This is a genomic window from Pseudomonas sp. SA195 (assembly GCF_054131565.1).
Genome location: NZ_CP096392.1, coordinates 3,011,399 through 3,031,371, shown reverse-complemented (window position 1 = coordinate 3,031,371; position 19,973 = coordinate 3,011,399). Strand labels below are relative to the sequence as shown.

At 62.1% G+C, this 19,973-nt stretch carries 19 protein-coding genes and 1 tRNA gene; 13 read left to right on the top strand and 7 right to left on the bottom strand.

Annotated features, from left to right (window positions below; all coding sequences use genetic code 11):
- Positions 1-190 precede the first annotated feature (190 nt).
- Positions 191-1,249, top strand: coding sequence for a quinolinate synthase NadA (gene nadA, locus M1D78_RS14015; RefSeq protein ID WP_437420603.1), 1,059 nt, complete (start codon positions 191-193; stop codon positions 1,247-1,249).
- 43 nt (positions 1,250-1,292) lie between these two features.
- Here the strand turns inward: nadA and M1D78_RS14010 are convergent, their stop codons facing one another.
- Positions 1,293-2,723: a M48 family metalloprotease gene (locus tag M1D78_RS14010; RefSeq protein WP_437420602.1), complete on the bottom strand. Its 1,431-nt coding sequence runs from the start codon at positions 2,721-2,723 to the stop codon at positions 1,293-1,295.
- A gap of 106 nt (positions 2,724-2,829) precedes the next feature.
- Between M1D78_RS14010 and M1D78_RS14005 the strand changes: the two genes are divergently transcribed.
- Positions 2,830-3,081, top strand: coding sequence for a sulfurtransferase TusA family protein (locus M1D78_RS14005; RefSeq protein WP_437420601.1), 252 nt, complete (start codon positions 2,830-2,832; stop codon positions 3,079-3,081).
- A gap of 19 nt (positions 3,082-3,100) precedes the next feature.
- A complete protein-coding gene (locus M1D78_RS14000) occupies positions 3,101-4,180 on the top strand; it encodes an AI-2E family transporter (protein ID WP_437420600.1) in 1,080 nt (359 codons plus the stop codon).
- A 58-nt stretch (positions 4,181-4,238) separates the two neighbouring features.
- On the opposite strand, the gene M1D78_RS13995 is transcribed toward M1D78_RS14000, so the two are convergent.
- Both M1D78_RS13995 and M1D78_RS13990 read right to left on the bottom strand, forming a co-directional pair.
- Complete coding sequence (locus tag M1D78_RS13995) at positions 4,239-4,712, bottom strand: peroxiredoxin (protein ID WP_437420599.1); 474 nt, start codon at positions 4,710-4,712, stop codon at positions 4,239-4,241.
- A gap of 15 nt (positions 4,713-4,727) precedes the next feature.
- Entirely contained in the window at positions 4,728-5,288 is a 561-nt protein-coding gene (locus M1D78_RS13990; protein ID WP_437420598.1) for a glycine cleavage system transcriptional repressor, read from the bottom strand.
- Positions 5,289-5,499: 211 nt separating this feature from the next.
- On the opposite strand from M1D78_RS13990, the gene dapA reads away from it, so the two are divergent.
- The 4 genes from dapA to M1D78_RS13970 all read left to right on the top strand — a co-directional run bounded on the left by dapA (position 5,500) and on the right by M1D78_RS13970 (position 8,703).
- On the top strand, positions 5,500-6,378 hold the full coding sequence (gene dapA / locus M1D78_RS13985; RefSeq protein WP_437420597.1) for a 4-hydroxy-tetrahydrodipicolinate synthase: 879 nt from the start codon (positions 5,500-5,502) through the stop codon (positions 6,376-6,378).
- 40 nt (positions 6,379-6,418) lie between these two features.
- Positions 6,419-7,519, top strand: a complete 1,101-nt coding sequence (bamC, locus tag M1D78_RS13980; protein WP_437420596.1) for an outer membrane protein assembly factor BamC — start codon at positions 6,419-6,421, stop codon at positions 7,517-7,519.
- A gap of 117 nt (positions 7,520-7,636) precedes the next feature.
- Positions 7,637-8,506 (top strand): phosphoribosylaminoimidazolesuccinocarboxamide synthase, encoded by an 870-nt coding sequence (locus M1D78_RS13975; protein ID WP_437420595.1) that lies wholly within the window; start codon positions 7,637-7,639, stop codon positions 8,504-8,506.
- Positions 8,507-8,613: 107 nt separating this feature from the next.
- Positions 8,614-8,703, top strand: a tRNA-Ser gene (locus M1D78_RS13970).
- Positions 8,704-8,787: 84 nt separating this feature from the next.
- Here M1D78_RS13970 and ampC read toward each other — a convergent pair.
- On the bottom strand, positions 8,788-9,822 hold the full coding sequence (gene ampC, locus M1D78_RS13965; RefSeq protein WP_437420594.1) for a class C beta-lactamase: 1,035 nt from the start codon (positions 9,820-9,822) through the stop codon (positions 8,788-8,790).
- 273 nt (positions 9,823-10,095) lie between these two features.
- On the opposite strand from ampC, the gene M1D78_RS13960 reads away from it, so the two are divergent.
- Both M1D78_RS13960 and M1D78_RS13955 read left to right on the top strand, forming a co-directional pair.
- Positions 10,096-10,254 carry a hypothetical protein gene (locus tag M1D78_RS13960; RefSeq protein ID WP_437420593.1) on the top strand — a complete coding sequence of 53 codons (159 nt, stop codon included), beginning with the start codon at positions 10,096-10,098 and terminating at the stop codon, positions 10,252-10,254.
- 98 nt (positions 10,255-10,352) lie between these two features.
- Positions 10,353-10,994, top strand: a complete 642-nt coding sequence (locus tag M1D78_RS13955) for a hypothetical protein (RefSeq protein WP_437420592.1) — start codon at positions 10,353-10,355, stop codon at positions 10,992-10,994.
- 4 nt (positions 10,995-10,998) lie between these two features.
- Here the strand turns inward: M1D78_RS13955 and M1D78_RS13950 are convergent, their stop codons facing one another.
- Positions 10,999-11,250 (bottom strand): hypothetical protein, encoded by a 252-nt coding sequence (locus tag M1D78_RS13950; protein ID WP_437420591.1) that lies wholly within the window; start codon positions 11,248-11,250, stop codon positions 10,999-11,001.
- Between the two features lie 185 nt (positions 11,251-11,435).
- Between M1D78_RS13950 and M1D78_RS13945 the strand changes: the two genes are divergently transcribed.
- From M1D78_RS13945 to M1D78_RS13935, 3 genes are all read left to right on the top strand, one after another.
- Positions 11,436-12,437, top strand: a complete 1,002-nt coding sequence (locus M1D78_RS13945; RefSeq protein WP_437420590.1) for a 2-hydroxyacid dehydrogenase — start codon at positions 11,436-11,438, stop codon at positions 12,435-12,437.
- A 171-nt stretch (positions 12,438-12,608) separates the two neighbouring features.
- The gene (locus tag M1D78_RS13940) at positions 12,609-14,060 is read left to right on the top strand and encodes a GMC oxidoreductase (RefSeq protein ID WP_437420589.1); all 1,452 of its coding nucleotides are present in this window, start codon (positions 12,609-12,611) and stop codon (positions 14,058-14,060) included.
- Positions 14,061-14,071: 11 nt separating this feature from the next.
- Entirely contained in the window at positions 14,072-14,491 is a 420-nt protein-coding gene (locus M1D78_RS13935; protein ID WP_437420588.1) for a hypothetical protein, read from the top strand.
- 69 nt (positions 14,492-14,560) lie between these two features.
- On the opposite strand, the gene M1D78_RS13930 is transcribed toward M1D78_RS13935, so the two are convergent.
- Positions 14,561-15,580 (bottom strand): AraC family transcriptional regulator ligand-binding domain-containing protein, encoded by a 1,020-nt coding sequence (locus tag M1D78_RS13930; protein ID WP_437420587.1) that lies wholly within the window; start codon positions 15,578-15,580, stop codon positions 14,561-14,563.
- Between the two features lie 8 nt (positions 15,581-15,588).
- A complete protein-coding gene (locus M1D78_RS13925; RefSeq protein ID WP_437420586.1) occupies positions 15,589-16,503 on the bottom strand; it encodes a GGDEF domain-containing protein in 915 nt (304 codons plus the stop codon).
- A gap of 968 nt (positions 16,504-17,471) precedes the next feature.
- On the opposite strand from M1D78_RS13925, the gene M1D78_RS13920 reads away from it, so the two are divergent.
- Positions 17,472-19,952 carry a TonB-dependent receptor gene (locus M1D78_RS13920; RefSeq protein ID WP_437420585.1) on the top strand — a complete coding sequence of 827 codons (2,481 nt, stop codon included), beginning with the start codon at positions 17,472-17,474 and terminating at the stop codon, positions 19,950-19,952.
- The last annotated feature ends 21 nt before the right edge of the window (positions 19,953-19,973 follow it).

The following is a 19,973-nucleotide window of genomic DNA, read 5'->3' as shown; positions in this document are numbered from 1 at the left end:
AGGGCGTCAGTTGCCCTCGTTTCTTGCCTGCTTCCCAACGCCCGAACGCTTCGGCTAGTATTCCGTCCCCTTGAATCGGCCGGGCGGGCGTTCGTCCTTTGCTCGGTCCTTCCTTTCGCAACGTCCGACAGGCTGCCTCAGTAGCACAGTCGGCGACCACGCATCACGTGTGCTTGCAGGAAATCGCGACATGACGCAGATACCCGAACGTGTTCTCGTACAGGCCCATCTGGCCGCGAAGCAGCCGCAGCCGTTGTCGCCCGAACAGGAAGCGCAGCTGCGTCGCGACATCGCGGTCGAGCTGAAAAAGCAGAACGCAGTGCTCGTCGCGCATTACTACACGGACCCGGTCATCCAGGCGCTGGCTGAAGAAACGGGCGGATGTGTTTCCGATTCGCTGGAAATGGCGCGCTTCGGCAATGAGCATTCTGCGCAGACGGTGCTCGTCGCGGGCGTCAGGTTCATGGGGGAAACGGCCAAGATCCTGAACCCCGAGAAGCGCGTGTTGATGCCCACGTTGGAGGCAACCTGTTCGTTAGACCTCGGCTGCCCGGCGGAGGAGTTTTCCCGTTTTTGCGATCAGCATCCAGAGCGGACGGTGGTGGTCTACGCCAATACCTCAGCGGCTGTGAAAGCGCGCGCCGATTGGGTGGTGACGTCCAGCTGCGCGCTTGAAATTGTCGAAAGCCTGATGGACAACGGCGAGAAAATCATCTGGGCACCGGACAGGCACCTAGGCAGCTACGTACAGCGTGAAACGGGCGCCGACATGCTGCTCTGGGACGGGGCCTGCATCGTTCACGAAGAGTTCAAGGCCAAACAGCTCGAGGATATGAAGGTGCTGTATCCGGATGCAGCCGTTCTGGTGCATCCCGAGTCACCCGAGGCGGTGATCGCGCTGGCCGATGCGGTGGGTTCTACGAGCCAGTTGATCAAAGCGGCGCAGACGCTGCCCAATCCAAGTTTCATCGTGGCGACTGACCGAGGCATCTTCTACAAAATGCAGCAGTTGTGCCCGGACAAGCAGTTCATCGAGGCGCCGACCGCAGGCAGCGGGGCGACTTGCCGTAGCTGCGCGCATTGCCCATGGATGGCGATGAATACGTTGGAGCGTATTCTGGAGTGCCTGCGTAGGGGTAAGGACGAAATTTTCGTCGATCCGGCGCTGATCCCGCGCGCAGTGCGGCCGCTCAAGCGAATGTTGGATTTCACCCAGGCGGCACGCCTGAAGCAAGCAGGCAACGCCTGACGGGACCGTGGGCCAGGCGCTTGGCCCCGGAAGACCTCAAGCCTTAGCGCAGCATTTCCTCAACCATGCGCTTCTCTTCCATCAGCTGCTGCTGACGTGCATCGATGCGTGCGGCCGTCTGGAAGTTGCTCGAGCGGCGCTTGGCGAAATCCAGTTGTTCAATGGCTTGGTCGTAGTCGCCAACCAGCGCGAAGTACTCGGCGCGCCCCTCGTGAAGCCCGACGATATTGCCGGTCAGGCCGCGGATCTCCGCCACCTGATACCAGATATCCGGGTCTTTCGGTCGTGCTTCGACGAGCCTGTCGAGTTCGCGCTCGGCGTCCTGTTGCTTGCCTTCCTTCATGAGTAGATCGATATGCGTCTGGCGCACCGGGTAGCTTCCCGGGTACAGCTCTAGCAGGCGCTGCGTGCGCTGGCGCGCGGCCGCCAGCCGGTTTGCAGTGATATCGAGTTCGATCTGCGCGAGGTTGTAGGCGGCCTCGTCCGGCTCCTTGGCGAGTAGCGTCTGCAGATTGGCTCCGGCGTCTTCCAGTTGGCCGCTTTTGATCTGAGCCAGGGCCAGGCCATAGCGTGCCGCATCTAGGGTCCCGTCGTCATTGAGCATGGCGCGGAAGCGCTTGGCGCTCACGCCTGGCGTGTTCTCGAACTTGAGGTCGGTTCGGGCGCGCATGAGCTGGTAGCGCAGGCTATCTTCGACGCCGTTGTTGGCATATTGCTCAGCGCGGTTGCGGGTATCGGCAATACGGGATTCGGTGACCGGGTGGGTCAGCAGGAATTCCGGCGGCTTCTGATCGTAGCGATACTGGCGCATCAGGCGACTGAACATGTCCGGCATGGCGCGCGGGTCGTAACCGGCACGCTCGAGGTTGAGGATGCCAATGCGGTCCGCCTCCTGCTCGTTCTGGCGAGAGAAGCGACGCTGCGCCTGGATGGCAGCTGCCTGGCTCGACACGATCGCGGCGATGCCGGCATCCCCCGCACCGGCTGCGGCCGCGACCACTCCGGCTAGCATGGCGGCCATCAGTGGCAGTTGCATGCGTTTCTGTGCTTCAAGCCCTCGCGCGAAGTGGCGTTGCGATAGGTGGGCCAGTTCGTGAGCCAGGACGGAGGCGTACTCAGCCTCCGTCTGTGCGTGCAGGAAGAGCCCGCCGTTTACGCCGATGATGCCGCCCGGCGCGGCGAATGCGTTCAGCTCCTTGCTGTCGAGCAGCACGAACTCCAGACGGCGATCTTGCAGCTGGCTGGTTTCGGCCAGCCGGTACACGCTGCGCTCGAGAAAATCCTTGAGCTGCGGGTCGGAGAGCTGCGGCACCTGACCACGCAGCAGGCTCAGCCAGGCGCGGCCTAACTGATGTTCCTGTTCTGGCGAGACGATGCCGGAACTGGAATCACCCAGTGAGGGAAGGTCGTTGGCCATGGCCGGCTGGCCGAGCAGGCAAGCCAATGTCAGCAGGGTAGGGCGCAGCAATTTCATCCAGACTGGCTCATCGAGGCGGGATCGCTACTGTAGCCTTGTGCTCGGGTAACTGGCCAGAGTCGGGCGCGGCTCGGTATCCTGTCGGGCTTTCAAGGAGGCGACGATGAACGACGCACAACCCAAAGGGCCTGCCTGCGATGCCGAGCTCGATGCGACCGGCCTGGAGTGCCCGATGCCGTTGCTCAAGGCCAAGCTCGCGCTCAACCAACTCGCCAGTGGCAATGTGCTCAAGGTGACCGCGACCGATCCGGGCTCGCAGCGCGACTTCCGCAGCTTTGCCAAGTTGGCTGGACATGCTTTGGTACACGAAGAGCTGGTCAATGGCGTATTTCGCTACTGGCTGCGCAAAGCCTGAAGGCGATTAAGGACGAACGATGCTCAACGTGTTGCGTGGCTGGGTCCATCGCTATTTTTCCGATGAAGAAGCTGTCGTTCCTGCCGTTCTGTTGGTGGTGGCCTTTGCCATCGTTCTGACGCTCGGCAGGATGCTCGCGCCGGTAATTGCCGGGCTGGTGCTGGCTTATCTCATGCAAGGACTGGTCGGCGCGCTCGAGCGCAAGCGGGTGCCTCACCTGATTGCTGTCTGGCTGGTATTTCTCATGTTCGTGGGCGCGCTTACGGTGTGCTTGCTGTTCCTGGTGCCGTTGGTCTGGCAGCAGGTGCTGACGTTGTTCAACGAGCTGCCGCGCATGCTGGTCGAGTGGCAATCGTTGCTGCTCCTGCTGCCAGAGCGGTATCCGCAGCTGCTTACCGAGGAGCAGGTCTTGCGCGGCATCGACTTCATGCGCGGCGAAATCGGCCGTTACGGCCAGGTCGTATTGACGTCCTCGTTGTCGAGTCTGCCGCTGCTGATCAGTTTGCTGATCTACCTCATCCTGGTGCCGATCCTGGTGTTCTTCTTTCTTAAAGACCGGCAGCAGATCAGTGATTGGCTCAGCGGCTATCTGCCTCGCGAACGCACACTGATCACCCAGGTGTCGCAGGAAATGAACCTGCAGATTGCCAATTACATTCGCGGCAAGGCGATTGAGATCCTGATCTGCGGTGCGGTGTCCTACGTCGTGTTCGCGGCGTTAGAGCTGAACTACGCCGCGCTGCTTGCATTGTTGGTGGGCGTTTCGGTTGTGGTGCCTTACATCGGCGCGACGCTGGTCACCATACCGATCGCGTTGATCGGTCTGTTCCAGTGGGGCGTGGGTGACCAGTTCATCTATCTGATGGTGGCCTACGCCATCATCCAGGCGCTCGACGGCAATGTGCTGGTGCCACTGTTGTTCTCTGAGGCCGTGAATCTGCACCCCGTGGCAATCATTTGCGCGGTGTTGCTATTTGGCGGGCTGTGGGGGTTCTGGGGCGTGTTCTTTGCCATCCCGCTGGCGACCCTGTTCAAGGCCGTACTCTACGCATGGCCCCGCAAGACTGTTGCGCCGCCCATCGTAGAAGAGGTGGGTTGAAGAGTCGGCCGTGACGCAAGCCCCGCCGAGCCTGATGAGCGCGGCGGGGCGGGCCGGATCAACGCTGGCTGAGTGCCTGGGCGGCCTGCAGCACGGCTTCGACGTGGCCAGGCACCTTCACGCCGCGCCACGCCTGGCGAAGCACGCCGGTTTCGTCGATCAGGAAGGTGCTGCGGTCGACGCCGAGGTATTCCTTCCCGTAGAGCTTCTTCAGCTTGATCACGTCGAACAGCTGGCAGAGCGCTTCGTCCTTGTCACTGATGAGTTCGAAGGGGAAAGCTTGCTTGGCTTTGAAGTTCTCGTGCGTCTTCAGGCTGTCTCGGGAGACGCCGAACACCTGGGTGTTGGCAGCCAGGAACGCGTCATGCAGGTCCCGGAAGCCTTGGCCTTGGGTGGTGCAGCCTGGTGTATTGTCCTTCGGGTAGAAGTAGAGGACCGTCTGTTTGCCGTTCAGGCTTTCGCGCGTCACCTGCGTCTCGCTGGTAGCTTGGGCCACGAACGGGGGGATGGGTTGGTCGATCTCAACGGCCATGGGCGTGGTTCCTTCTCAGGGGTTCTGCGGACGCCAAGGCTCGATCAGGGCGTCCAGGTTCAGTGCATCGGCGAAATCCAGGAACTGGTCGCGAAGCCAGCTGATCTGGGTGCCGGCAGGCAGGGTCAGGGTCAGGGTCGCGTTGAGCATGGTTCCGCCAGTCTGCGGCGCCTGGTAGGTATCGCACGTGAGGTTCTCCAGTTCGACACGGTGATCGATGAAGAACTGGCAGAGCTCGTTGAGGATGTCCGGGCGGTACACGGAACTGACGTAGGCGACATAGGGCAGCGCCTGCGGGCGGGTTTCCAGCGATTCGCTACGCACCACGGTAGGGACGAAGTCATGTTTCTTCGCCAGGCCGGGCAAGGCGGCCTCCATCCGTGCAAGCGCGTCCCAGGTGCCGGTGATCTCAAGCACGAGGGCGCTGCACTCGCCATGACGGGTCAGGCGAGTGCTGACCACGGCGCAGCGGTTCTCGTGACTGGCTTTGCAGAGCACATTGGTGAGCTCCATCGGGCTTTTGCCCAAGGCGCTGATGACGAGAAACTGTTCGCGGGGTACGGGGGGGAGGGACATGCAGCGTTCCTGGCAAAGATGAATCGGGCGGCCAGCCAAGCCGAAAACGGCTAAGAGTAGCGGAAAGCGCCTCGCGAAGGAATGCGCGTCCGCCAGGCTGCGGCGTGATTCGCCTCCCGCCAGTCGTCGCTGCGGATGCATCCAGCGTACTCGCAAAGCGCAATGGAGCCTTGTACCATTACGCGTCTCTTTTTCCGGCAGGAGTGGTTGCATGATCGCGGGCAGTATGGTGGCGCTTGTCACTCCCATGGATGCGCAAGGCGATCTCGATTGGGAGAGCCTGGCCAAACTGGTCGACTTCCATCTACAGGAAGGTACTAACGCAATCGTTGCCGTCGGGACCACTGGCGAGTCCGCAACGCTCGAGGTGCCCGAGCATATCGAGGTGATCCGTCGTGTAGTGGATCAGGTCAATGGCCGTATCCCCGTCATCGCCGGCACGGGCGCCAATTCGACCCGCGAGGCGGTGGAGCTGACCGAGAATGCCAAGGCCGCTGGTGCAGACGCCTGCCTGCTGGTCACGCCGTACTACAACAAGCCGACCCAGGAAGGGCTGTACCAGCATTTCCGGCACGTCGCCGAAGCTGTCGCCATTCCCCAGATTCTTTATAACGTGCCTGGCCGCACCGCATGCGACATGCTGCCCGAGACGGTCGAGCGCCTATCGAAGGTGCCCAATATCATCGGCATCAAGGAAGCGACTGGCGACCTCAAGCGCGGACGCGAAGTGCTCGACCGGGTCGGTCAGGATTTCCTCGTCTATTCCGGTGACGACGCCACCGCGGTCGAACTTATGCTCATGGGTGGCAAAGGCAATATTTCCGTCACCGCCAATGTCGCACCGCGTGCGATGAGCGAATTGTGCGCCGCCGCGATCGCCGGTGACGCTGACAAGGCACGGGCAATCAATGCTTTGCTGATGCCGCTTCACCAGACCTTGTTCATCGAGGCCAACCCGATTCCGGTCAAGTGGGCTCTGCATGAGATGGGTCTAATGCCCGAGGGCATCCGCCTGCCATTGACCTGGCTCAGCCAGCATTGCCAGGAGCCGCTGCGCCAGGCCATGCGCCAGTCTGGTGTGCTGGCCTGAACGACCTCCGGTGTACCGGTTTAACAATGAAGGAACACGCATGAAGCGACTGGCCGGACTCTCCACTCTTACCCTGATCATCTCCACCACCAGCGGTTGCGGCTGGCTATGGGGTGACGACGGATATTTCCGTGACCGTGGGAGCGACTACCTGCAGGCGCAGCAGGTGCCGCCGATGCAGGTGCCGTCTGACGCCAACCTGCGCCCAATCGAACCCTTGCTGCCGATCCCGCAACAGGTGGCCGACAGCCGGGCCAGCGAAGATTACGAAGTGCCCCGTCCGCAGCGCCTGATCGTTGCCGAGACCGCCAGCGATTTCAGCCTGCAGACGTCCGAGGATGCGCGTTGGCTGGTTGCGCTGCGTTCCCCATCCGAGACCTGGACGGCGGTTCGCCAGTTCTTCACCGATAATGGCTTCCAGATCGAGGAGGAGCGTCCGCAGACTGGCGAGTTCGTCACGGCCTGGCAGACGCGCGACCAACTCTCGCCAGGTCTCGTGCGCAACCTGGGGCTTGGGCAAGGCCAGACGCGCGTTCGCGTCAGGATCGAGCCGGGCGTGCAGCGCCAGACCAGCGAAGTGTCGCTGCTGACCGTCCAGCGTCCGGCAGACAGCAGCGCCGATGTGGCCTGGCCTGAGCGCACCGCCAACGCCGAACTGGACCGTGTCCTGCTCGACGAGTTGCAGACTGCCCTGGTCAGCCGCGCGGACCAGGGTGGCTCGACCTCCTTGCTGGCCGAGCGCGAATTCGATGCGCCCAGCCGTGTAACCCTTAGCGAAGCGGGCAGCGGCAGCCCCGTGCTGCAGCTCGATACCGACTTCAATCGTGCCTGGTCGAGCGTCGGTCGTGCACTGAGTGCCAGTGACATCCTGGTCGAGGATTTGGACCGCAGCCTCGGCGTCTATTACATCAACCTGTCCGAAGGGGCAGCCAAGCCGGATGACAAGCCGGGCTTCTTTGCCCGGCTGTTCGGCACGGCGCCAGATCGCGAAGAGATCGAGGCGCGTGCCGAGCGCTACCAGGTTCGGTTGACCTCCGTCGCCGACGGGGTCCAGGTGTCGCTGGACAAGGACCTCAACACGGTCGCGCCTGAGGACGTCGCACGTCGCGTGCTTACGCTGCTGCGGGACAATCTCGGCTAAGGCCGGACCAAACGCGAGACCAATCCAGGCGAAGCCATCCGGTTTCGCCTGTTTTGTTTAACGACAGGCCCGACAGCCGCACTGGCGGCCTCAGGGTTCGCCAGACGCGAGACCACCATGACTACCGCTAACGCCCTCAGCCTGAAGAAGATTTACTCCGGCAAGGTCCGTGACCTCTACGAAATCGACGACAAGCGCATGCTGATGGTCGCTACTGATCGCCTCTCGGCGTTCGATGTGATCCTTGACGAGCCGATCCCGGAGAAAGGCAAGATCCTCACTGCGATCTCCAATTTCTGGTTCGCCAAGCTGGCCGACGTGGTGCCCAACCATTTCACCGGTGACCGTGTCGAAGACGTCGTCCCGGCTGCCGAGTTGCCTCTGGTCGAAGGGCGTGCCGTAGTTGCCAAGCGCCTGAAACCCGTTGCCGTAGAAGCCATCGTGCGCGGCTACCTGGTCGGCTCCGGCTGGAAGGAGTATCAAAGGAGCGGCACCGTGTGCGGCATCGCTCTGCCGAAAGGCCTGCAGGAAGCAGCCAAGCTGCCGCAGCCGATCTTCACCCCCTCGACCAAGGCCGCCGTCGGCGACCACGACGAGAACATCTCCTTCGAACAATGCGAAGCCATCATCGGCAAGGAGCTGGCGGCGCAGGTCCGTGACACCTCGATCGCACTGTACAGCAAGGCGGTTGAATACGCGGCCACGCGCGGCATCATCATTGCGGATACTAAATTCGAATTCGGATTAGACGAGACCGGCACCTTGACGTTGATGGACGAGGCATTGACCCCGGACTCCAGCCGCTTCTGGCCCGCCGATAGCTACCGCGTCGGCACCAATCCGCCGAGTTTCGACAAGCAGTTCGTGCGCGACTGGCTCGAGTCGACCGGCTGGAACAAGGAGCCGCCTGCGCCGCCGGTGCCGGCAGAGGTCGCGCAGAAAACGGCAGATAAATACCGTGAGGCGCTAACCCGGCTAACTGCCTGATCCGCTGCGGCAATCAGATTGGTTAAACGCAACAGCCTGAAAATCGTGAAAAAAGCGCGCAGCCGGGGTTCGACAAACGCGTCCGAGCTGCTATGATGCGCGCCGCTGGAGAGATGCCGGAGTGGCCGAACGGGACGGATTCGAAATCCGTTGTACCCTCGCGGGTACCTAGGGTTCAAATCCCTATCTCTCCGCCATTATTGAAAAGCCCCGCAACACCTCGCGTGTCGCGGGGCTTTTGCGTTTCTGGCCGCACTGCATGATCTGCACGCGCGGTGGTTTCAGCTTTGGTCAGTCGAGCGTTTCGAGAATCTCATACGCAAGCCGGACCCGCGCCTCGTTCGGGTAGAACCGGTTGGCCAGGATAACGATCCCAGTTGTCGGGCCGGGATGAAGGCCAGATAGGCGCCGAAGCCATTGGTGGAACCGGTCTTGTTAATCCACGCGTCCGCTTGCGGTGCCAGTGGCGGCTCGATGGCCGTAGCGGGATGGGATTCAAGCGCCATCTGGCTGCTGTTGCCCTCCAATAGCGGTTGCAGTGCGGTTGGGTAGCCGTACTGCTCCCAGACCAAACCTTGCGTCATGGGGCCGACCTGGTAATAGCCGGTTCGGGTAGTTGCCATGGCCTGGCGAAGTTCATCAGTGACGTTAACGGCGCCGAGCTGGACCTGGACGAAGCGCAGCATGTCCCTGGCGGATGACTTCAAGCCGTAGGCCTCATTGGCCAGCGGTGCAGGGTTTAGGCGGACGGGCTGGTCGTCGCGGTTGTAGCCCTGGGCGTAGCGGTCGGCTGCGCTGGTAGGCACGTCGAGGTAGGTGTGGGTCATGCCAAGCTCCGACAGCATGCCGGAGAGTGCGCTGGCATAGGGTTGGCCAAGGCTTTTCGCGGTCGTGAGGCCAAGCAGGCCAATGCTCGGGTTGGCATAGGTGCGCTGCGTGCCGGCGGGGTAACTGGGTGTCCAATCGCGGAAATACGCGGTCAACTGCTTCGGTTCGTGGACTTGCCCGGGCAGCTGCAGCGGGAACCCGCCGGCCGTGTGCGTTGCCAGGTGACGGAGCGTCACGCCATCGAGCGCACTGCCGGCAAGCGCTGGCAAGTGTCGGCTCGGTGAGTCGTCCAGCGCCAGCGTGCCGCGTACTTCGGCCAGGGCGGCGAGGGTCGCCGTCAGCGTCTTGCTGACAGAGCCGAGCTCGAACAGGGTATCCGGATCGACAGGCTGCCTCGTCTGCTTCGAGGCGACACCGTAGGCGTGGATTTGCGCGTCTTTACCTTGTGCGATCGCAACGACCATGCCGGGAATTCCATGTGTGCGCATGACTGCTTGCACCGCACTATCGATCGTCGAAGTCGCTGCCGAAAGCGGGCTCGCCGCGATGGCGCTTATAGACAAAAGGGCGGTAAGGCTCAGCAGCCTTTGCACAGCATGGCAGCGCATGGGTCTTTCCTGATTGAAGAGGGGCGCTCACGCTACCACGGTCGCTGAGCAGTCTCGATGAGGGCGCCGACGGTCGCTCTACGGGCGGGCGGATACCCAATGAAGTGTCGTTATGCCATCATTCGGCTTCCTCGAATTTGGCAGGTGATGATCATGGGTACGGCGATGCTGCTGGTGGGCTTGGCGACGACGTTGTTCTTCAGCATCTATTTTATGCGCAAGGCCCTGCGTACTCTGCCGACAGGCCAGCAGCAGGGCGCTTCGGAGCAGGGCGAGAAGCCCGTCGTCATACGGAAAATCGCCTCGTTCTGATCGCCTGGCGCGTGGCGCTCGGGCTGAAACTGCCCGGCGGGCGGCACGCTGGCAAACAGGTGCGGTCCTAGCTGTTCGGCAACCCTTGAGGGCTCTCAATGATCGAATGGCTTGAACGAAACCATCAACTCATCTCCCTGGCGATCAGTGCCTGCACGCTGTTGGTGTGGTTGTTTTATGCCCAGCTGCTGCTGCTCAACTTCAAGCGCCAGCGCAAGCCCAGTCTCATCATCAATCGCGGCGCGGGCAAAGGGCTCGGGTCGCTCTGCCTGATTTCCAACATGAGCGCCGAGCCGGTGTTCATCAACCAGTTGATGGTGCTGATTCACACCTCCAAAGGTCCGTTGGAAGTAGATGTCACCGATATCCGCCACGGTATCGAAGACGACGCCACGCCTGACCTGGCCATCAATCAGATCACCCACCAGGGCCCGCTACGCACGGGCGACTTCGTTCATATCGGCACCTTTCAAGGCATGTTGCGGCAGGCCTGCGAGGTGCATGGAATCGAGCTGAAGGGTCTTTGCCCGACCGGCGACTGGACCTTCCACGCGATGGAAGTGCGGGCGGCAGCCTTCTATGGGTCTGAACGGCATCCTCTCGGGATCACGCGACGGTTTCGCCTCGGCAACTTGAGCGACCCGGAATGCGCGCTGATCCCTGAGAGCCCTCTGACGGAACAGCTCATTTCGCGCCGTGACCGCCGCAAGGTGCGCGAGTGGATCAACGCCAACCTTTGACTCGCTACGGCTTCTGGTCGTCGTGCTGCGTGTCGCCTTTTTCGGTTTCTTCAGTCTCGCTGTTGGGATGCTCACTCATGCGCGGGTCCGGATCGCTCCCTTCCGGGTTCTGATAGCCGTGCGCCCCGTCATGCTCATCTGCAGATTGTGTGGACTGCTGCTCGGCCGGTTTCTCGGTGGGGACGAGCTGTTCAGCAACGGCTGCGGTTGTCAGCAGGCCGGAAAATAGGGCGGCAGTTATTTGCGTGCAGGTCATGGAACACCTCATTGGTGGAAGACGTGACACCAAATCGGACCCCTGCGTGTCGTTGCCGGTTCGAGCCAGGCGGTGCGCCGAAGCGTGTGACGCTGTCGGCAGGAACCGCGCGTCTTGGCTGAAGTCTGCTGCGAAGGGCTCGACGGACCATCGTCCAGCCATGAACGTTTGCGCGGGGATCAGACATGCGTGTTGCCGTCTTCAGTACGAAGCCCTACGACCGGATATTCCTCGACCGCGCCAACGAACGTCATCGGCATGAATTGACGTACCTCGATGCACGGCTGACGGCCGAAACCGCGCCCCTTGCGGAGGGATTCGATGCCGTCTGCGCCTTCGTCAACGACCGCGTCGATACCGAGGTGCTGCGCCTGCTGCAGATGCGTGGGATTCGGCTCGTCGCGCTCCGCTCTGCCGGCTTCAACAATGTCGACCTGCCCGAGGCGCAGCGACTGGGTATCACGGTCGCACGGGTACCGGCGTACTCCCCACACGCCGTGGCCGAACATGCGGTGGCACTGGTGCTGAGTCTCAACCGAATGACGCACCGCGCCTACAACCGCGTTCGGGAGGGCAACTTTTCGCTCGACGGACTCCTTGGCTTCGACCTGCATGGCAAGACAGTCGGCGTGGTCGGCACCGGCCAGATCGGCCTGATCTTCGCCGACATCATGCATGGCTTCGGTTGCCGCATAGTGGCGAGCGACCCTTTGCCGAACCCCGACGCCAAGGCGTTCGTCGAATACGTCTCGCTGGAGCGACTGCTCGCCGAAGCGGACATCGTCTCGCTGCACTGCCCGCTGACGCCCGAGACCGATCACCTCATCGATGCGGAAGCCATTGCTCGGATGAAGGACGGCGTCATGCTGATCAACTCGGGGCGGGGCAGGGTCGTCGATACCCGGGCGGTCATCGATGGGCTGAAAAGCGGCAAGATCGGGCGCCTCGGGCTGGATGTCTACGAAGAAGAGGAGCAGCTGTTTTTTCAGGACCTCTCGCAGCGTGTCATCGCGGACGACCTCTTCATGCGCCTGACCACTTTTCCGAATGTGTTAATTACTGGGCACCAGGCCTTCTTTACGGCCGAGGCGCTGACCAACATCGCCGACACCACCCTTGCCAACATCAGCGCTTTCGAAAGCGGTGCAGGGACTCTGCACCGAGTCATGCCACCCAAAACGGGCTAAGTGCATCGTTGCGGCACGCTTTGACGGAACTCAAGCCGGCCGCTGTGGTCTCGTACAACTGGTCGACGGCCCGCTCGGGGCGACCAACGCGCTACGCAGCGGACATATCCCTGACCTTTTCAGGTGGTATGACAGCTCGAGTATTGATGAAGCTGTAGAGGGAAGTAGAGCGTGGAAATCAACCGCGTAAGCGCAAGGGACATAGCCAAGGAACACTACGAGCTAGTCGTGATCGGTTCTGGGTTTGGCTCCAGTTTTTTTCTAAACGAGGCGCTGAAGCATATCAGCGGTCGTGCCCTGATCATCGAATGGGGCGATTTTCACCCCTGGGATTGGCAAATCCAGAACCAGGCGAGCTCAATGATCCTGCCCGAATCGACGTACAACAACCGCGGTGAGAAGCCGTGGAACACCACTATCGCGCTCGGCGGAGGCATGAACTGCTGGTATTCGCAGACTCCCCGACTGCACCCCAGCGACTTTGCCACCAAGACGCGCTATGGCGTGGCCAACGACTGGCCGATCAGCTACGACGAGCTCGAACCCTTCTACTGCCAGGCCGAGCAGATCATGTCGATTGCAGGTGACCCCGACATGGCGCAGGTACTGCCACGCAGCCAGCCGTTTCCGCAGCCTCCGCACAAGGGCTCCTCGATCGACATGTTGATGAAGGAAGCGATGCCTGATCGCCACTTCATCATGCCGACCGGGCGCGCGCGTGTAGCGACCGGTACGCGCGGCGTGTGCTGCGCCAATGCCAGCTGCAACCTGTGCCCGGTGAACGCCAAGTTCACCGCACAGAATGGCCTGCCGCACCTGTTCAGCGATCCCAAGGTCGACGTTCTGCTAAAGACCGAGGTGAGAACGCTCGAGTACGAAGGCAACGTGATCAAGGCCGCAACCATTCGCAGCGCTGACGGCGAGTTCAAGGTGTCCGGCGACCTGTTCGTGTTGGGCGCCAACGCCATTCAGAGCCCGGCGATCCTGCTGCGTTCGGATATCGACTACGGCGATACCGGGCGCGGCCTGCATGAGCAGGTGGGTGCCAACGTCGAGGTCTATCTGGACGGCCTCGGCAACTTCGATGGCAGCACGATCACCACCGGCCTCAACTATGCGTTGTATGACGGCGAGTTCCGCAAGGATCACTCGGCGTGCCTGGTCTATTTCGAAAACCGCTGGCCCTACGGCCTGCGGCCGGAAATCGGTCGCTGGAACCAGCTATTGCCACTGATGTTGGTCAGCGAGGACCTGCCAAACCCGGACAACCGCGTCACCATAGACCCCAAGACAGGCGACGCGGTGATCGACTACCGCGGTGAGTCGGACTACGGCCTCAAGGGCGTGCAGTATGGTCTCGACAATCTGGAAAAGCTGCTGTCGCCGTTACCGGTGGAGTCCATCCACTTCCGCGAGTGGCGCCTGACCGAATCCCATGTTCAGGGCACGCTTCGTATGGGGCAGGCGGATGACGGCTCGGTCGTCGACAGCGGCATGCTGCACCATCGTATGCGCAACCTCGTAGTCGTCGGCACGGCGACCTATCCGACTTGCTCGCCTGCTAATCCCAGCCTCACCGCCGCGGCCCTGTCGCTACGCGCCGCCAACCTGCTGTTCAGCTGAGGATCGCTTTGATGAAACGTCGCACTTTCATGATGTCCTCCGCAGCCACCCTCGGGCTGGTGGCGGTAGGCGCTGGCGCCTGGGTCTATGAAGACCGCCAGGTGTTCATCCCGCACCTACTGCACCGCCTGGTTGGCGACTTTGACATGGACGAGGACAACCAACGGCAGTTCGTCGATGCCATGGCCACGCACTACGGTTCCGAAAAGCTCACGGCGTTGATGGGGCTGTACAAGATCCGCCAGGAGACGGGGCTGGGCAGCGCCTACACCGACGTGCGTGTCGACAAATTCGAGCGGCGTCTGCTGACCGACTTCATGGTATCGACTGATTTTCTGCGTCAGCAGGGGCAAGCCAAGCCCAAGGTCAGCTTCCTCGGCTACCGATTGCCCTGCAGCAACCCCTACGCCCGGTTCGAACGCGTGGTTTGATCATGCGTTAGCGACGGGCCGGGAACACCGTGCCGGCCCGAGGGGCTCACTCCCGCGGGCACGCGGAGGCTAGTCGAACAGCTGCCGCAGGCCGCTCGGCGCCAAGCCCGTCCAGCGCTTGAACGAGCGGCGGAAGTTGGTGGTGTCGTTGAAACGCAGATAGCTCGCCACTTCCTCGTTGCTGTAGCCCTTCATCTGGTAGAGCACCAGCGCGACATGCTTGCGTACCAAGTCCAGCTGATCCTGAAACCCGGTACCGTGCTTGTGCAGCTTGCGCTTGAGGGAGGCCGGGCTCATCTCGAATGCGTGGGCAACGCGCTCCAGGTTCAGCGGCTCGCGGATATTCGCTTCCAGATAGTCATATAGCCGATCGATGAAGCTGCATGGCGCGCCTAACGCGGCCAGTTGCGTCTGGCTTGCCTGCAATGCGACCTGGCGGGCGGTGGCCGAGGCGCTTGGCCAGGGCCGGTGAAGATAGTCCAGCGGCAAGCTCATCATCGTCATTTGGCTGTCGAAGGTGACCTCCTCACCGAGATGAACCCAGTACTGTTCTACGTGCCGCGGCTGTGCATAGGCCAGCCGAAAGCGCCAGGGCAGTCGCACACCGGAGAAACGCCGACCCAGGGCAACGACCGCGGTCAGGCTCGCCTCGGTGATGAAGCGCAGCTGCTCACCGGCGCCGCAGCTGTCGGTCCAGTAGAGGTGTACCTGTCGCTCGTCTTGCAACAGGCGTGGAGTCAGCAGCGGTGACAGTAAGGCGCGGTAGTCCTGCAGCACATCCAGCGCCTGGAGTAGCGACGCCGAGTGGCTCAGAGCGTGGCTTACTTCGCCGTAATGCCCAGGCAGCAAGCCCTGGCCGACGAGGAACCCACTGTCGTCGGCGTCGAGCAGTCGTTGCGCGTTGGCAATGAGCGCGAACGTCTGCGCCGGGCTGACCCGCGCCCGGCCGGTGGCAATGTCCTCATAGAACAACCCACTGCCACGCAGCAGCTGATGGCTGTCGATGCCGCGTGATAGCGCGAGGTCAATCAGTACCGCCGGCTGGTGGTGCGCGGCGATGAAGCGGGTGTCGCGCTCATAGGCGGTCATGGATGAGCTCAGGCGCAATGCGGCAGGCGAGGCTTGGCTTTGGCGAGTGCCAGGTTGAGTCGCTTGAGCAGTCCCTCCGGGTCGTCGCCGATAGCCATGACCGCGGCGGCAGTGGCGTGAAGATGCAAGCGCTCGCCGTGCTGTTCAGTGCGATGGGCAAGGCTGGCGACGGCCTGCTCGAGCTCCCTGGCGATCAGCTGCGCCTGGGCTTGCCCGGTGTTCGGCAGCACCGCTACGAAGCGGTCCCCGGCCAGGCGGCAGAGCAGGTCCTGACGGCGCAGGTTGAGCAGCAGCAGATGCGCCACGGCCTGCAATACCGCGTCGCCCTCCGCCTGGCCGTAACGCTGGTTGATGGCGCTGAAGTCATCCAGATCCACGACGACCAGCGACAGTGGCTGAGCCTGTTCGGCCGCTTCGGCAAGTGCATGTTGGAGCTGCTGACGCAGGTATTCCGCTGCGCCCAAGGGCGTCAGCTTGTCGAATAGTCGATGTTCACGAAACAGCTTCTCTCGCTTGCTCATTTGCCGAGCAATGGCGCGCTGTTCTTGATTGAGGTGGAAGATGCCGAACGTCAGCAGAACCAGGCCGATAGGCATTGGTGCGGTTTCCAACCAGTTATCCCACACGACGTTTTCTGGCAGATGAATGAATTCGTCCAGCGTGTCCATCCACCATGAGAAGAATACGAACGCCAGCCCAAGCGTTAGTAGCCGAGTGACGCGGCCAGCCGGGCGGCTATGCAGCAAGAGGATCAGCCAGACCAGCGCGAGCACCGCCGAGCCGCCTTCGCCGGCGACGTCCATCCAGTTGATCTCGGCCAAGGTCTTGATTTGGCCGGTGGCCAGGTAGACCTGCAGGCCGAAGTTAGCGGCGAAGGCGAGGCCGAGCAGGGTGAGTGTGTGGAGCTTGAGCAGGGATTTCATCGGGTCTCCGTGGCGAGGTGCGCGCCAGTGCGTGAGGGCACGGAAACAGATGAATGTGACAGTGGGATGAATGGGGTGGGGGTTGAATTGGCTCAGGTTTTTTTTGGGGGGGGGCTAATTGAGGAGCTGGATCGTTTTGGTTGTAAGGCCTGTTTGGGAGTTGGTTGAAGCATCGGTTTCGCCCTGCTGGGCGACTCACTTTTTCCAGACGCGGAAAAAGTAAGCAAAAACGCTTGCCCCTGCATCCGGGTCTCGCTTCGCTCGACTTCCCTCATTCCATCGCTGCTCCGAGGGTCGCCGCGCAAGGGCCATCCATGGCCCTTCACGGCTCTCGCGGCATCCATGCCGCTCGCCCCTCTATGCAGCGATTCCATTCGGCCTCCTGATGGGGCGTCCGGCTGTGTCTGATGGTTCGCTTGTCAGTAAAGAAGCAAAGCAACCCGCGTCTCGTAGGATGGGCTTCGCCCATCCTACGTTGTGAAACCCACCCAATAATGATCTCTCCAGACCAACAGACGACACCGAAGGCCCCATCAGAAGGGTGAGCGGAATCGTTGCGTAAGGGGTTGAGCCGCATGGATGCGGCGAGAGGCTTAAAGGGCCATGGATGGCCCTTGTAAGCCGACCCCTGAAGCAACGATGGAGCGAACGAACCCGAAGCGAAGCGCAGGGCCGGATGCAGGGGCAAGACCTTTTGGTTCCTTTTGGGGCAACTGCCAAAAGGGACTCGCCCAGCAGGGCGAAACCAGCGTATCAGCACGCACCGATACCAGCCGCGGCCCCGACCTGCTACCCATTCGAAAGAGCACCTCCCAGGTCATATCAGCTCAACTCCTCCCCAAAACTCCCCCAATAAGCCCCCGCTGGCGCCCCAGCACCACCCGCTGTCACAGAACCGCCATATCCCAACCCTACCGTCCGCTCCAGTTCCGGGATGGACCCGGTAATCAGCGTTCGGGGGATTGTTCATGAGCACACACCGCAGCGGCATCCGCCATGCAGGGTTCCGCATCAGCCTGCTGGCCCTGGCCGTCAGCGCCGGTTCGGCCTGGGCCGAGGAGCCGCTTGTCATGGAACACGTCGAAGTGATCGGCCAGGCCGTCAGCATCGACGAAGCATTGAAGGAACAACGCAACTCCGACAGCGTGAAGAGCGTGGTCCACGCCGACGGCATCGGTCAGTTGCCCGACGACAACGCCGCCGAAGCCTTGCAGCGCATCCCTGGCCTTTCGGTCGAGCGCGACCAGGGTGAAGGCCGCTTCGTCAGCGTGCGCGGCATTGCGCCGGACCTGAACAGCGTCACCATCAACGGCACCCTGGTGCCCTCGCCGGAAAGCGGCCGTCGCGCCGTGGCGCTGGACGTGCTGCCCTCGGAGCTGGTGCAGTCGCTCTCGGTGGTCAAGACGCTGACCCCGGACATGGACGCCAACTCCCTCGGCGGCACCATCGAGGTGGAAAGCCTGTCGGCGTTCGACCATGACGGGCTGTTCTACAGCCTCAGCACCGAAGGCAGCTACGACGAGAACGTCGGCAAGACCAGCCCGAAATTCTCCGGCGCCTTCAGCAATCGCTTCAGCCTGGGCGATGGCGTCGACAACTTCGGTGTCGCCGCTGCGCTGAGCTGGCAGGAGCGCGACTTCGGCTCCGACAACGTGGAAACCGGTGGCGTCTGGGATTTCGAAGACGGCGCGCGGCTGGAGGAATTCGAGCAGCGTGACTACGAGATCACCCGCGAGCGCGCGGGCCTCGGCCTGAACTTCGACTATCGGCCCGACGATTTCAGCAGCTACTACCTACGCACGCTCTACAGCCGCTTCAAGGACACCGAGACCCGCAACGCCGCTGGCGTCGAGTTCGCCGATGCGCAGCTGGCCGGCGAGCTGGGCGATGCCGAAGGCTGGCGCGAGCTCAAGTCCCGCGAGGAAACCCAGACCATCCAGTCCTACGTGTTCGGTGGTGAACGCATGATGGGCCTGTGGACCCTCAGCGGTCAGGTCGGCTACAGCCAGGCGCGCGAGCGCAACCCGGGCGGCATTTCTGGCGCGACCTTCGAAGGCGACTTTTCCGAGGTCGGTTTCTACAGCACGGGCAAGCCGCGGTTGGTCGTCGACCCGTCCTTCTACGACCCGTCCAGCTTCGAGCTGGACGAGGTGGAGTGGGAAGAGAGCGACGCACGCGACAAGGAAAAGAACATCCGCCTGGATCTTGCCCGCGACTACGACATCCAGGGCTATGCCGCGCAGTTCAAGTTCGGCGGCAAGCTCAGCCGGCGCGACAAGACCAACGACGTCGATATCTGGGCCTATGACGATTTCGACGACCTGACCCTGGCCGACTTTCAGGCCGGCAACGTCGACTACGCCCTGGGCCGCTTTGGCTCGGGCATCAGCGCCGGCGCGCTGGAAGGGCTGATCGGCGGGCTGGATCCGAGCGCGTTTTACGATGAGGAGGAGTCGCGCATCGGCGATTTCGACATGAGCGAGGACATCAATGCCGCTTACTTCATGAACACCCTGGACCTGGACAAGTGGCGTTTCATCGCCGGCCTGCGTTACGAAGGCACCGAGTTCAGCGCCAAGGGCACCGGCCTGCGCGACGGGGAGTTCGAAGCCGTATCCAGCGACAACCGTTACGATCACTGGCTGCCGGGTTTGCATGCGCGTTATGAGCTGACGCCTGATACCTTCGTTCGCGCGGCCTGGACCAACACTGTGGTGCGCCCGACTTTCGAGCAGCTGGCGCCCGGCTTCGTCATCGATGGCGAGGATGCGGAGTTCGGCAACCCGGACCTCAAGCCGCTGGAATCGATGAACTATGACCTTGGCATCGAGCATTACATGGGCCGCGCAGGCGCCGTGTCGGCCTACCTGTTCTACAAGGACATCGACAACTTCATCTACAACACCGACCTCGCCGGTACGGGCGACTGGGCGGCCTTCGACGAGGCGCTGAGCTTCGAGAACGGCAGCAGTGCCAAGCTCTACGGTGTCGAGCTGTCCTACTCGCAGAAGCTCGACTGGCTACCGGCGCCCTGGAACGGCGTATTGCTCGGTGCCAACGCCACCTTCAGCAAGTCCGACGCCGAGATCGAAGGGCAGGGCAGCCGTCGCAGCATCGACCTGCCGAACCACTCCGACACCGTCGGCAACCTGATGGTCGGCTGGGAAAACGACGTCTTCAACATGCGGCTGGCAGCCAACTACAAGTCCGAATACCTGGCGGAAGTGGCCGGCATCGACGACGAGGCCCACGACCTCTACGCCGACGAGCAGCTGTTTCTCGACTTCAAGGCCGGCTACTTCATCACGCCGAACCTGCAGCTGACGGTCGAGGCGCTGAACCTCACCGACGAGTCTTACTTCGTCTACACCGGGCGCAGCCATTACAACGCCCAGTACGAGGAATACGGCCCGACCTACAAGCTCGGTCTGACCTTGACGCACTTCTGATTCCGACCCTTACCGACACTT

What these genes read in the sequence shown, in the direction of transcription:
- nadA (WP_437420603.1), top strand. Translation starts at nt 191, where the DNA reads ATGACGCAGATACCCGAACGTGTTCTCGTACAGGCCCATCTGGCCGCG.
- M1D78_RS14010 (WP_437420602.1), bottom strand. Translation starts at nt 2,723, where the DNA reads ATGAAATTGCTGCGCCCTACCCTGCTGACATTGGCTTGCCTGCTCGGC.
- M1D78_RS14005 (WP_437420601.1), top strand. Translation starts at nt 2,830, where the DNA reads ATGAACGACGCACAACCCAAAGGGCCTGCCTGCGATGCCGAGCTCGAT.
- M1D78_RS14000 (WP_437420600.1), top strand. Translation starts at nt 3,101, where the DNA reads ATGCTCAACGTGTTGCGTGGCTGGGTCCATCGCTATTTTTCCGATGAA.
- M1D78_RS13995 (WP_437420599.1), bottom strand. Translation starts at nt 4,712, where the DNA reads ATGGCCGTTGAGATCGACCAACCCATCCCCCCGTTCGTGGCCCAAGCT.
- M1D78_RS13990 (WP_437420598.1), bottom strand. Translation starts at nt 5,288, where the DNA reads ATGTCCCTCCCCCCCGTACCCCGCGAACAGTTTCTCGTCATCAGCGCC.
- dapA (WP_437420597.1), top strand. Translation starts at nt 5,500, where the DNA reads ATGATCGCGGGCAGTATGGTGGCGCTTGTCACTCCCATGGATGCGCAA.
- bamC (WP_437420596.1), top strand. Translation starts at nt 6,419, where the DNA reads ATGAAGCGACTGGCCGGACTCTCCACTCTTACCCTGATCATCTCCACC.
- M1D78_RS13975 (WP_437420595.1), top strand. Translation starts at nt 7,637, where the DNA reads ATGACTACCGCTAACGCCCTCAGCCTGAAGAAGATTTACTCCGGCAAG.
- ampC (WP_437420594.1), bottom strand. Translation starts at nt 9,822, where the DNA reads ATGCGCACACATGGAATTCCCGGCATGGTCGTTGCGATCGCACAAGGT.
- M1D78_RS13960 (WP_437420593.1), top strand. Translation starts at nt 10,096, where the DNA reads ATGGGTACGGCGATGCTGCTGGTGGGCTTGGCGACGACGTTGTTCTTC.
- M1D78_RS13955 (WP_437420592.1), top strand. Translation starts at nt 10,353, where the DNA reads ATGATCGAATGGCTTGAACGAAACCATCAACTCATCTCCCTGGCGATC.
- M1D78_RS13950 (WP_437420591.1), bottom strand. Translation starts at nt 11,250, where the DNA reads ATGACCTGCACGCAAATAACTGCCGCCCTATTTTCCGGCCTGCTGACA.
- M1D78_RS13945 (WP_437420590.1), top strand. Translation starts at nt 11,436, where the DNA reads ATGCGTGTTGCCGTCTTCAGTACGAAGCCCTACGACCGGATATTCCTC.
- M1D78_RS13935 (WP_437420588.1), top strand. Translation starts at nt 14,072, where the DNA reads ATGAAACGTCGCACTTTCATGATGTCCTCCGCAGCCACCCTCGGGCTG.
- M1D78_RS13930 (WP_437420587.1), bottom strand. Translation starts at nt 15,580, where the DNA reads ATGACCGCCTATGAGCGCGACACCCGCTTCATCGCCGCGCACCACCAG.
- M1D78_RS13925 (WP_437420586.1), bottom strand. Translation starts at nt 16,503, where the DNA reads ATGAAATCCCTGCTCAAGCTCCACACACTCACCCTGCTCGGCCTCGCC.
- M1D78_RS13920 (WP_437420585.1), top strand. Translation starts at nt 17,472, where the DNA reads ATGAGCACACACCGCAGCGGCATCCGCCATGCAGGGTTCCGCATCAGC.